This is a genomic window from Thermococcus sp., from assembly GCF_027066465.1.
Lineage (GTDB): Archaea > Methanobacteriota_B > Thermococci > Thermococcales > Thermococcaceae > Thermococcus.
Genome location: NZ_JAMONU010000105.1, coordinates 1 through 10,675, shown reverse-complemented (window position 1 = coordinate 10,675; position 10,675 = coordinate 1). Strand labels below are relative to the sequence as shown.

The following is a 10,675-nucleotide window of genomic DNA, read 5'->3' as shown; positions in this document are numbered from 1 at the left end:
AAAGGACAGGGAGAAGGCTCGCGGACTGGCTCACGCCTACGTTTTCGAGATTGAGAAGTGGAGGGGGAAGATAGACTTCATCATCAACTCCGTGCTGAAGGGTTCGAAGGTTGAAGACCTCGACCCCTACCTCGCTAATCTCCTCCGAATCGGGACGTTTGAAATCCACTTCCGGAAGGTTCCTCCCGCCATAGTTACCGACTCCGTCGTGAGGGTCGTTAAGAAGCGCTTCGACTTCAGCCGGGCGAAGTTCGTCAACGCGCTGATGCACTCGATAGAGAAGTTCGACGTGGAGATGGCCTTGAAAAGGCTCAAGGAGAGGGATAAGATTGAGTGGCTCTCCGTAAGGTTCTCCCACCCGCGCTGGTACGTTGAGTACGTTATCAACATCCTCGACTACGACGAAGCTGTAAGGCTTCTCCTCAGCAACAACAGGCCTCAGAGGTACTACGTCCGCGCGAACACGCTCAAGACCGACGTGGACTCCCTCCGCGATTACCTTGAGGAGAACGGCGTGAGGACTGCCCTAACGCCAGTCCCGGACGTTCTGAAAGTCCTCGACTACAAGACGCCGGTGACGAAGCTTGGCTGGCATAAAGAGGGGAAGTTCGTCATTCAGGATTTGGCAAGTGCTTACGTCGCCCACGTTCTCAGTCCGGAGCCGGGCGAGAGGGTTCTTGATTTGGCCGCTGCTCCAGGTTCAAAAACCTTCCATGCCGCCGCGTTAATGGAGAACAGGGGTGAGATAGTCGCGGTGGACTACTCCTACGACAGGCTGATGCGCATGAAGGAGAAGATGAAGCTCCTCGGAATCAAAAACGTCAAGCTGGTTCACGCGGACGGGCAGAGCTTTAGGGACAAGGCCAAGTTCGACAGGATAATCCTCGACGCCCCGTGCTCAAGCTCCGGAACCTACCGGCAGTTCCCTGAAGTGAAGTGGCGCTTCGATGAAAGGAAAATCAAGCGCATAATAAGCGTCCAGAGGAACATGCTCCGCAACGCCTACGAGAACCTCCGCGAAGGCGGGGAAATGACCTACTCGACGTGCTCAATCAGGGTTGATGAAGACGAGGAGAACGTCCTCTTCGCCGTCGAGAGGGTTGGACTGGAGCTTCTTCCCTACGATTTCAGCTGGGGTGATAGGGGCTTCCTCGAAATCGGCGATAAGGTCTTCCGCGCGTGGACGCACAGGCACGACTGCAACAGCTTCTTCATGGCGAAGATGGGAAAGGGTTAAAACCATTCTTCCCCAATTTCCACACATGGAGAGCGTGACGTCTGATTTTGATGACGTGTTTGCACTGGCAAACCTGTTGAGGTCCGGGCGTATTCATGGGAAACCGGGGGAACGCAGGAAGCTTAAAGGCTCATGGAGGGAACTCCGTGAATGCACAATAAATGAGCATTAACGATACAACTTAATGTTCTCAAAAACCTTTTAAATGCTCGTCAAGTAACACAATATGGGTGTTACTATGAAAAACACTCTTAAGGGCTGCCTGTACTCAGCTATACTCTCGGCAGGCTTCTTCGCGTACTTTGTCGAGGTAATCAGAGTAGAAACTTCTTACGCCCTTGGGCTGGCGGTAGCATCGTTCGCGATATTCTTAGGAGTGTGGTCGGCGAAGGACTGGAAAGAAAGCAAAAAGAAGAAGGCCGTTATCTTAATTGGGTTGATAGCACTCCTCTCAATTGCAATAGCCCCAATAAGCCCATCACTAGCAGTAAACACGTTCGTGACGTTTACCGTCGGTGCCCTCGCTCTGATTTATCGTGAGGAGCTTCTACCGAGCATGCCAGCATTTATGTACGCTTGGCTCGGTGCGGTGGTTGGATTCGTTCTGGCAGTTGTTGTATTCCCGCATACTCACATGGGAGACGTTGCGAGGGCTTTGGGTTTAATAGGACTGATTTTGGTTTTTGCTGTTCTGTTTCTTTTGGTGGGAAAGAAAGTTCACTACAGGCCGTTTAACAGATACCCCGTCTAATTTTCTTTTTTATTCATACTAGCGGTTTCCTCCTTACTGGCCCTCTCGGCCACTCCTCCTCGAAAATCTCAGCGGTGAAGCGGTAGACCTTTGTGTCCGGGTCGAGCCAGCAGTCCGGTGGCAGGCCGGCCTTCCAGCAGGTCTGAGCTAAGAACTCCTCCTCGTCCCAGCCCCACTCTATTGGCACCTGCGGGAGCAGTAAGCCCGAGTAGATGCCCTTCTCGATTATTAGACCGTCCCTGCCGACCTTTATCTTCCTCGGCCTCTCCTCAGGTGGGCCCTCTACCGGCTCCGGCGGGGTCAGGACGCTGACCTCAATGACTATGTCGTCAAGCTCGCTCTCCCTGACCGGTGGAAAGCGGGGGTCGTCAACCGCCGCGTAGATTGCCGCCTTTATCGTCGCCTCAACCAGAGGATAAATCGGCAGGGGAAATCCTATGCACCCGCGAAGCGCCATCTCCTTTGGAACGTTGTGGCGATTGAGGGTCACGAAGACACCCATCTTCTCCCAGAGCTCCGGCGGTGTGTTCTCCGGCGGCTCTATGACCCTCCTGTGCCTCACGTACTCCTCTATGGCTTTCCTCGCGAGCTTAACCAAGAACTCACCCCACTCGTCCTTAATCCTGTACATGCTCTCACCCGTTAAAATTACTTCATGTTAGTTTATTAACCTATCGCAACCCTTAAATTACTGCCGAGAAAGATTAAAGCGGGTGTCGAAGGTGGTCATCGTCGAGTTCGTGGTCGTTCCCCTGGGGGAGAAGAGCCTGAGCAGGTACGTTGCCGAGGTGATAAAGCTTTTAGAGAGGAAGGGCGTTAAATATCAGTTGACGCCGATGGCCACCATCATCGAGACAAAAACCGTTAGGGAGGCCTTCGATATAATCGAGGAGGCCCACGAGCTGACCTTCAAGCTCGGCGCGAAGAGGGTTTCCACAACGATAAGGATTGACGACAGGCGCGACAAGGAGAGGCACATGGAGGACAAGGTCAAATCCGTCCTCGAAAAGGTTGGAGAGGTGCGGTGATGAGGGTTCTCGTTCTGGCGATAGACAGGGACGACGACTTCGGCAAGAAGGCGGGCGTTAAGGGTCCTGTCATAGGGCGAGATGCCTGTATCGATGCCGCCCTGAAGCTCAGCCTCGCCGACCCCGAGGACAGCGACGCGAACGTCGTTTACGCGGCCGTTAAGCTGAGGGACGAGCTTGAGAAGGGCGGTCAGTTCGACGAGGTAGAGGTTGCCCTCATAACGGGCCACCCCAAGGTTGGTCTGAAGAGCGATATGGAACTGGTTAGGCAACTTGAAGAGGTTTTAAAGAGGTTTCCAGCTGATGGGATTATCCCCGTTACCGATGGAGCCGAAGATGAGCAGATTTTTCCCATTATAGCCTCGAAGGTCCCAATAGTAACCTCCCACCGCGTCGTCGTCAAGCAGAGTCCCGGAATAGAGACGACGTGGTACATAATAGTGAAGTACATGAAGGAAATCCTCGGCGACCCAGAGGTCGCGCGCGTCGTCTTTGGGATTCCCGGATTGATGGCCCTGCTCTACGGCATCTCGAAGCTTATAGGCGTGTGGTATCCCGAGAGCGAGAAGATAGTCTCAACCGTCATATGGGGAACGGTTCTTCTCATAATCGGCGGAATCTTCTTCACGAAGGGCTTCAACATCGACGTAAGGGGAATCGTCGGCGCCCTGAAGAAAGCCGTTGTGGAGCAGTTCATAGTGGTTCTGTCGTTTGTGTCCGGGCTTCTCATAATAGTCAGCGGCGCAATCAAGGCCTACCTCTACCTTGAGACGTACTCCCTCCAGCTCATAGGAAGCTACCCGGGAACGCCTCTGCTGGCCTCCCTCATATACCTCAACGCCATGGCCGGCTCCTTAGCTTTGGGAATAGCGGTGATGCTGGCCGGAAAAGTCGTTCACGCATACCTAAAAAGGGACCACCACATATGGTACCACATCTCGGCCCTGCTCATGACCCCTGCAATATGGGTAACCGTTGACCTGACGACCAGGTATGCAATGGCGATACTGACTATTTCGGACATTGATGTTTTTAAAAAGCTCGTTCTCACGGTTCTCGACGTAACCCTTGCCGTTCTGGTGGGAGTGTACACGAGGGGAAAAGTCAGAGGGTGGATGAAAGTTGAAGCTGAAGAGGGCGATAGAGGAGTACGAGCAGAGGCGTGAAGAAAGCATAAAGAGGTTGAAAAGGCTCAGGAAGGAGTTCAACAGGAAGGTCGTCAAGAAAAAGAAAGAAATCCTAAAGGGGCTCTCCTCCCTTGAAAAGAAAAAGCTCCCAAAAGGGATAGACGAAAAGCTTGCGAAGAGGATTCTCACGGACAGGGAGAAGTACGTCTCCGCCCTGCGAAGGGCCCTGGACGGCGTTGAGACGGTTGAAGACCTCGGCAAGAGGCTTCCCGAACTGGCGAAGCTCCACGTGGACCACGGAAGGTACCTCCTCATGGTCTTTGAAAAAGAACTCTACGGAATCAACAGGCTACTCAAGGAGATGAACGAGGACTACGTTGAGTACGTTAGGGAACTTGAGGGGCTCAGCGTGCCTGAAGTTAGGCTACCGGAAATCATTGAGGATATTAAAGAAACAAGCTCCGAACTTGAGAGGGAAAAGGAGAGGCTGGAAAGACTTCAAAAATCCCTCAAAGAGAAGAAAAACGAACTCGAGAAAAAAGCCCGGGAAGAGGGCATAGACGATGTGGAGAGCGAGATAAAGGAGCTTGAAGCCGCAAAGAGGCGAATCGAGATAGAAGTCCGCTCAAAGGTTTCAAAACTTCAAAAACCGCTGAGAAGAATGCGCCTGGGCGGACTGGCCGACGAGGTTGCGCGGGACAGCGGGGTCGCCATTCAAAGACCGAAGGAGTTTCTGGAGCTTGTATCAAACATGAGAAACAGCTTTGAGGGAAAGGCCAGGAAATCGGCGGAGTGGATTCTCAAAAACCTCGATGAGAAGGTCGCCGAGGTCAGGAAACTGGAGGAGGAAATAGCGAAAAGGCAGCGGATTCTTGAGGAGAAAAAAGAATCGCTGAGAACCCTTGAGGACAACATCAGAGAAATCGAGAGGGAGATTCTCGAAGTCGAGGACTCAATCAAGAAGCTTGAGAGAAAGCTTGAGCACCTGCGGGAGGAGCTTGAGGAAGAGCTTAAGCTCATGGAAAAGATCCTCGGTGAAAACGTTGAGGTAGACTTTTAAGTTAGGGCATCCTAATTAACCCGGTGAGAGAAATGTTTAAGGTCGACAGACTGCGCTTTGGAACCGCCGGGATACCCCTCTCAACGCCGAAGCGCTCAACGATAGACGGCATAATCCACGTGAGGAACCTCGGGTTAGATGCCATGGAGCTGGAGTTCGTCAGGGGGGTTAATCTGAAGCCGGAACTCGCGAAGAAAATCAAGTACGTCGCCAAAAAGCACGACGTCCTTCTCACGGCCCACGCGCCCTACTACATCAACCTCAACGCGAGCGAGAAGGCAAAGGTTGAAGCCAGCAAAAAGCGGATAATCCAGAGCGCCGAGAGGCTCTATCAGGCGGGAGGCTGGAGCGTCGTCTTTCACGCCGGCTACTACATGAAGCAGGACCCGGCGAAGGTGTACAGCAGGATAAGGGACGCGCTGAAGGAAGTAGAGCGCGAGCTACTCGACAGGGGAATAAAGGTGTGGCTCAGGCCCGAGCTGACGGGAAAGCCAACGCAGTTCGGGGAGCTGAGGGAGATAGTAAAGCTCAGCGAGGAGCTTGAAACAGTCCTCCCGGCAATAGACTTCGCCCACGCCCACGCGAGGAACAGGGGGAAGTGCAACTCAATTGAAGAGTGGCGCGAGATGCTCAGCTACATCGAAGACCGTCTGGGAAGAGAAGCTTTGGACAACATGCACATCCACATGAGCGGCATCGAGTACACAGAGAAGGGAGAAAAGCGGCACCTTCCCCTCAGGGAGAGCGATATAAAGTGGGAAGACCTGCTCAGGGTTCTCAAGGAGTTCCGCGTCAAGGGCGTCGTCATAAGCGAGAGCCCCAACATCGAGGAGGACGCCCTCCTGATGAAGAAAAAGTACGAGGAGATAAGGGTTTAGTAGGCCTCGGCGAGGCTCGGCTGGCTGAACCACCTGTGCTCCTCAACCTCGATGTGTACATCGAGGGGTTCGAGGGGCTTAACCTCGTAGCCCTTCTTTTTGCCCCACTTCTCTATCTGCTTCAGGACGACCCTCACGCCGAAGCGCGCGAGCGGATAGAACGGAATGAGGAACGGGTTGCCCCTGAGGAGCTGCGGCAGACCCCTTATCACTTCCCTGCCGAGGTGCCTCCAGGCGTAGTAGAGGTGGAGGAACTGGCCGTAGGTTATCATGTCCTCAATCCTGTAGAACTCCTCACCCTTAAGGAGGCCCATCGGAACGAAGGCCAGCGGCGTCACCGTGAAGTGAGCCCTGCTACCGAGCTTTTCCTCGAGTTCCCTCTCCATCGTGATTATAAGCCGTGCCGTCTCTATCTCGTACTCATCGGTGTCCCCCGGAAGTCCGAGTATGGTTGTGTAGGCCGGGAACCAGTAGTTTTTGTTGAAGACGTAGGTTCCGTTGAGGAGAACCCAGGGCCACTCCTCGGGGGAGAACGGCTTCATCTTGTTGTTCATGTACTTCCCTATAAGCTCGGGCGCGGCCGTCTCAAAGCCGACCTGTATGCCGACCCAGTGGTTGGGTCCCGCCTCAACTATATCGGAGAGAGCCTCAATCATTCCCGGGGCCGCTAAGGCGGCCGCAACCGTTCCGTGGGTGGGGTTCACGTGCCTCGTGTACTTCCTCGCCATCGCGAACAGCTCTATCACCGCCTCGACGTTCGGGTAGAAGTTCTTCCTGTCCTGCACCTTGTAGAGGAATATGTCCTCGCTGTGAAGCCACGCGTGGTCTATCCCGTACCTCACGTTAAGGGCAATCTCCTTCTCTATGTTCTCGAGGGGAATGAAGCGGGCGACCCTGAGGTTGGGCTCGCAGAAGCGACAGCCCCTCCCGCAGCCCCTCATGACCTCGACGAGTCCCTTGTAGGAGGGGGCGACTATCGTTGGAATCTGCTCCACCCTGGGCCAGGTTCTTATGGTTATGGTCTCATCGGCGCTCCCGCTCTCGATGTCCCTGAAAAGCTCTCCAACGACGTGGTCGCCCTCGCCGATTATCACGTGGTCTATCTTGAGCCTCTCGCGCTCCTCCCTTTTGAAGTCGAGCTGCCAGGCCCCGGGACCGCCGACGACGAGCTTGAACTTGAGGTTCCTTCTCTCCCTGACCCTGTTTATCCTCTCAACAAGCTCCTTGAACTTGACGCTCGTGTAGTTCCTCCACTGGCCGCCGTTCGTGAACATCATGCTCACGGGGCCGAGGCCGAGCGGGTCCATCTCGTAGAGGGAAACTATCGTGGTGTCCTCGTCAATGAACTTCTCCACCTTCCTCGGATGGGCAACGACCACCTCATCCCTCTTAAAACCGTCCCTTAAAAGAGCGGCCTCAATCTTCCTTAAGCCGTAGGGAGCCTGAGTCAGGACGCCGTTTTCATCCGGAACCTGGCTGTCGAGTATCCTGTAAATCCAGTGGGGGAGCTTATCGTAGGGGGCACAGCCGAGGAAGTCCAGCAGAGGAACGTCATGATACGTGCTCGTGAGGGTCTCATCCGTTGTTAAAACCACCCTCACCATTTCTCACCACCAATGATATGAAGGAAAAACTTCATATTTAAGAATTTCGCATCTGCAGTGTTTATACGGTTGCATCGAAAAATTTTTTTGTTTTTAATGTTGAACCAGAGTAATAAAAGGTGTGAACTCAGGAGCGGAGCATTTTGAGAACCTCCTCAACCGGAAGGGCGTACCTCACGTGGCCGTTGCCCTCAACGGTTTTAGCTTGAAGTAGGGCGTTGATTATAGCCTCCTCCGTCGCCTCTGCGGTCGCCTTAAATAGTCTGCTGAGGGCGTTGTCGGGCAGAAAGCTGATGAGGTGCGGCTCCTTATCAAGGGGAACGGTCTGGGCCGTCGAAAAGGCCAGGACGACATCGCCGCTGCCGTGATAGGCGTAGCCGCCGGTCCTCGCGAGACCTATTATAGCCCTCTTCGCGAGTCTTCTAAGCTGCCTCGCCGTCAGCGGGGCATCGGTTGCAACAACCATCGAGATGCTACCCCTTCCTACTGTCCCCCTTCCCGGGTAATCCTTCAGCCTAAGGCCGACCGGAACGCCGGCGATTGTCAAATCTTCCCGCTTTCCAAAGTTCGCCAGAACGAGCGAGGCAACGGTGTATTTCTCACCGCCAATTTCAACAACCCTCGAAGAGGAGCCTATCCCGCCCTTGAACTCGAAGGCGCTCATTCCGGTTCCCGCTCCAACCGCTCCTTCCTCGAAGTCCAGTGAGGCGTTTTTGACCGCCTCGAAGTAGTGCTCCTCCTCAACGGCCATCTTCCTGATGTTGTTGAGATAGGAATCGTTGCACTCCATGACGACAGGGGAAACGCTCTTCAAATCGGGGTTCATTTCAATCATGTGCTTCACAACCGCGCTCGCGACCGTGTAGACGCTCAGCGTGTTGGTTAACGCTATCGGCGTCTCGATGTAGCCGAGCTCGTCAACCTGAACGAAGCCTATCGGCTTGGAGAAGCCGTTCATGACGAAAGTGGCCGAGAAGAGCCTCTCTTTGTAGGGGTTTTTGACCGGCGGTAGGAGAACGGTCACGCCGGTTCTGACGTCTTCTCCCTCGATGAGAGTCGCATGGCCGACTTTAACCCCCAAGTCAGCCATCGAATTCCTCCTCCCGTGCTCGAAAACACCTATTTTGATTCCCAGCTCGGGGGCCTTCATGGTATCACCCGTTATTAGGTATCTAGGGAGATTTAACAAACTTGCTCAATCAAGACTTATAAAGAGTCAAAAACGAGTTTTGCCCATGAGGTTCAGGCCGAGCTACCCAATCATAGCCTTCCCGCTGGTGTTCCTGCTGGTTTTCTTCTACCTGCCAATGGCGGATATTCTCAAGATGGGCCTCTGGGAGAACGGCCCAACCCTGAAGTTCGTATCGGCTGTTCTGGAGAACAGCTACCACCGGGGTGTTATAGCGTTCACAATCGAGCAGGCGATAGCCTCGACGATTCTGACGCTCCTCCTCGGTTTGCCGGGAGCGTACATCTTCGCCAACTACGACTTCCCAGGCAAAAGGGTCATCAGGGCAATCCTGACGGTTCCGTTCGTCATGCCGAGCATAATGGTCGCCCTCGGCTTCGTCCTCCTCTTCGGAAGGGACGGCTTCATAGCCCAGCTCATCGGCCACAATCCGGGAATAATCTACACGTGGAAGGCAATCCTCATCGCCCACGCCTTCTACAACTTCCCGATAGTGGTCAGAATGGTTTCCTCACTCTGGCAGCGCGTTAATCCGCACTACGAGGAGATGGCCGAGACGCTCGGTGCGAGGGGCTTTAGGCTCTTCTGGAAGGTAACCCTGCCTTTAATCTCGCCGGCAATCTTCGCGTCGGCGATGCTGACGTTCGTCTTCTGCTTCCTGAGCTTCTCAATTCCGCTAATCCTCGGCGGCTACAAGTACGCCACAATCGAGGTGGACATCTTCACATCCGTGATGACCCTCCTCGACTTCAGGACCGGCGCGGCGCTGGCAACTATCCAGATGGCCCTGAGCGCCCTCTTCATGTACCTCTACCTCCGCTCCCTCGACGCCTACGCGAAGAGGGAGGAGCAGAGGGTAATGAGGAAACCGAGGAGGCTCTCACTCTCAGACTTCAGGGGAATTAAAGGCGTTCTCATCGTCCTCTACTCTCTCATTGTCTTCCTTTTCATAGTCGCACCGCTCCTGGCTGTAGTTTACGACTCGCTCCTTTTCAACGGACACCTCAGCCTGGAGAACTACGTAAGGGTTTTCTCCCCTGAGTACAACCCCATGTTCGGGACCTCGACGCTCGGTGCGATAAAGAACTCCCTCGCCTTTGGCTTCGCAACGGTGGTCTTTTCAACCCTCGTGGCACTGCCGATAGCCTACGCGCTCCACCGCTGGAACTTCAGGGGGAAGAGGCTCTTCGACGTCCTCGCGATGCTCCCGCTGGCGAGCTCACCGATAACCATAGGCCTCGCCTACATCAAGTTCTTCCACAGCACGCCGCTCTACTACACCTTCTGGATTATCGCGATAGCTCACACCGTTATAGCCTACCCATTCGTTCTGAGGGCTGTTTCAACGAGCCTCAAGAAGATTAAAAAGAACCTCTACGAGGCGGCGCTGAGTCTGGGAGCGAGGGAGCTGAAAGCCTTCCTGAAGGTCGAGCTTCCCCTCGCGGCAGGCGGACTCGTTGTTGGGGCTATATTCGCCTTCGCGATGAGCATAGCCGAGCTTGGGGCAACCTACATGCTCGCGACCCCGGAATACACGACGATGACGATAGCGGTCTACAAGTTCCTCGGCGCGAGGCAGTTCGGCAGTGCATCGGCCCTCGCAGTACTGCTTATGGTGATATCCGCGCTCGGCTTCATAATCATCGAGAGGATAGGTGAGGAGGTATGGTGAGCGTTGAGCTTAGGGACGTTTCCAAACGGTGGGAGGGCTTCGAGCTTCGCGTTGACATCTCGGTGAGGGACGGCGAGTTCCTAACGCTGCTCGGTCCGAGCGGCTGCGGAAAGACAACGACGCTGAGGA

The 10,675-nt window shown here is 54.5% G+C and carries 11 protein-coding genes; 8 read left to right on the top strand and 3 right to left on the bottom strand.

Annotated features, from left to right (window positions below; all coding sequences use genetic code 11):
• Together MVK46_RS04890 and MVK46_RS04885 are read left to right on the top strand one after the other, a co-directional pair.
• The coding region (locus tag MVK46_RS04890) for an RsmB/NOP family class I SAM-dependent RNA methyltransferase (protein WP_297535526.1) at positions 1 to 1,237 on the top strand (1,237 nt) is incomplete at its 5' end.
• Positions 1,238 to 1,475: 238 nt separating this feature from the next.
• On the top strand, positions 1,476 to 1,988 hold the full coding sequence (locus MVK46_RS04885; protein ID WP_297535525.1) for a hypothetical protein: 513 nt from the start codon (positions 1,476 to 1,478) through the stop codon (positions 1,986 to 1,988).
• 13 nt (positions 1,989 to 2,001) lie between these two features.
• On the opposite strand, the gene MVK46_RS04880 is transcribed toward MVK46_RS04885, so the two are convergent.
• On the bottom strand, positions 2,002 to 2,619 hold the full coding sequence (locus tag MVK46_RS04880) for a TIGR00296 family protein (protein ID WP_297535524.1): 618 nt from the start codon (positions 2,617 to 2,619) through the stop codon (positions 2,002 to 2,004).
• A gap of 91 nt (positions 2,620 to 2,710) precedes the next feature.
• On the opposite strand from MVK46_RS04880, the gene MVK46_RS04875 reads away from it, so the two are divergent.
• Genes MVK46_RS04875 through MVK46_RS04860 form a run of 4 tightly spaced genes read left to right on the top strand, consistent with a single transcriptional unit; the run spans position 2,711 to position 6,081 of the window.
• Complete coding sequence (locus MVK46_RS04875; RefSeq protein WP_297535523.1) at positions 2,711 to 3,016, top strand: MTH1187 family thiamine-binding protein; 306 nt, start codon at positions 2,711 to 2,713, stop codon at positions 3,014 to 3,016.
• Positions 3,016 to 4,182 (top strand): DUF373 family protein, encoded by a 1,167-nt coding sequence (locus tag MVK46_RS04870; protein ID WP_297535522.1) that lies wholly within the window; start codon positions 3,016 to 3,018, stop codon positions 4,180 to 4,182. Before MVK46_RS04875 ends, MVK46_RS04870 begins: the two co-directional genes overlap by 1 nt.
• The gene (locus MVK46_RS04865) at positions 4,139 to 5,203 is read left to right on the top strand and encodes a hypothetical protein (protein WP_297535521.1); all 1,065 of its coding nucleotides are present in this window, start codon (positions 4,139 to 4,141) and stop codon (positions 5,201 to 5,203) included. The genes MVK46_RS04870 and MVK46_RS04865 overlap by 44 nt, the downstream gene beginning before the upstream one ends.
• Positions 5,204 to 5,235: 32 nt before the next feature.
• The gene (locus MVK46_RS04860) at positions 5,236 to 6,081 is read left to right on the top strand and encodes a deoxyribonuclease IV (RefSeq protein WP_297535520.1); all 846 of its coding nucleotides are present in this window, start codon (positions 5,236 to 5,238) and stop codon (positions 6,079 to 6,081) included.
• Here MVK46_RS04860 and MVK46_RS04855 read toward each other — a convergent pair.
• Complete coding sequence (locus tag MVK46_RS04855; RefSeq protein ID WP_297535519.1) at positions 6,078 to 7,685, bottom strand: radical SAM protein; 1,608 nt, start codon at positions 7,683 to 7,685, stop codon at positions 6,078 to 6,080. The genes MVK46_RS04860 and MVK46_RS04855 overlap by 4 nt on opposite strands.
• 127 nt (positions 7,686 to 7,812) lie before the next feature.
• Positions 7,813 to 8,835: a P1 family peptidase gene (locus MVK46_RS04850; RefSeq protein WP_297535518.1), complete on the bottom strand. Its 1,023-nt coding sequence runs from the start codon at positions 8,833 to 8,835 to the stop codon at positions 7,813 to 7,815.
• A gap of 85 nt (positions 8,836 to 8,920) precedes the next feature.
• Here MVK46_RS04850 and MVK46_RS04845 point away from each other — a divergent pair, with 85 nt between their 5' ends.
• Both MVK46_RS04845 and MVK46_RS04840 read left to right on the top strand, forming a co-directional pair.
• Positions 8,921 to 10,546 (top strand): iron ABC transporter permease, encoded by a 1,626-nt coding sequence (locus tag MVK46_RS04845; RefSeq protein WP_297535517.1) that lies wholly within the window; start codon positions 8,921 to 8,923, stop codon positions 10,544 to 10,546.
• Positions 10,540 to 10,675, top strand: a 136-nt coding sequence (locus MVK46_RS04840; protein ID WP_367182631.1) for an ATP-binding cassette domain-containing protein, incomplete at its 3' end; no start/stop codon positions are given. The genes MVK46_RS04845 and MVK46_RS04840, both read left to right, overlap by 7 nt.

Excerpts from the sequence above, each read along its gene's own strand:
- MVK46_RS04885 (WP_297535525.1), top strand. The coding sequence starts at position 1,476 with ATGAAAAACACTCTTAAGGGCTGCCTGTACTCAGCTATACTCTCGGCA.
- MVK46_RS04880 (WP_297535524.1), bottom strand. The coding sequence starts at position 2,619 with ATGTACAGGATTAAGGACGAGTGGGGTGAGTTCTTGGTTAAGCTCGCG.
- MVK46_RS04870 (WP_297535522.1), top strand. The coding sequence starts at position 3,016 with ATGAGGGTTCTCGTTCTGGCGATAGACAGGGACGACGACTTCGGCAAG.
- MVK46_RS04860 (WP_297535520.1), top strand. The coding sequence starts at position 5,236 with ATGTTTAAGGTCGACAGACTGCGCTTTGGAACCGCCGGGATACCCCTC.
- MVK46_RS04855 (WP_297535519.1), bottom strand. The coding sequence starts at position 7,685 with ATGGTGAGGGTGGTTTTAACAACGGATGAGACCCTCACGAGCACGTAT.
- MVK46_RS04850 (WP_297535518.1), bottom strand. The coding sequence starts at position 8,835 with ATGAAGGCCCCCGAGCTGGGAATCAAAATAGGTGTTTTCGAGCACGGG.
- MVK46_RS04845 (WP_297535517.1), top strand. The coding sequence starts at position 8,921 with ATGAGGTTCAGGCCGAGCTACCCAATCATAGCCTTCCCGCTGGTGTTC.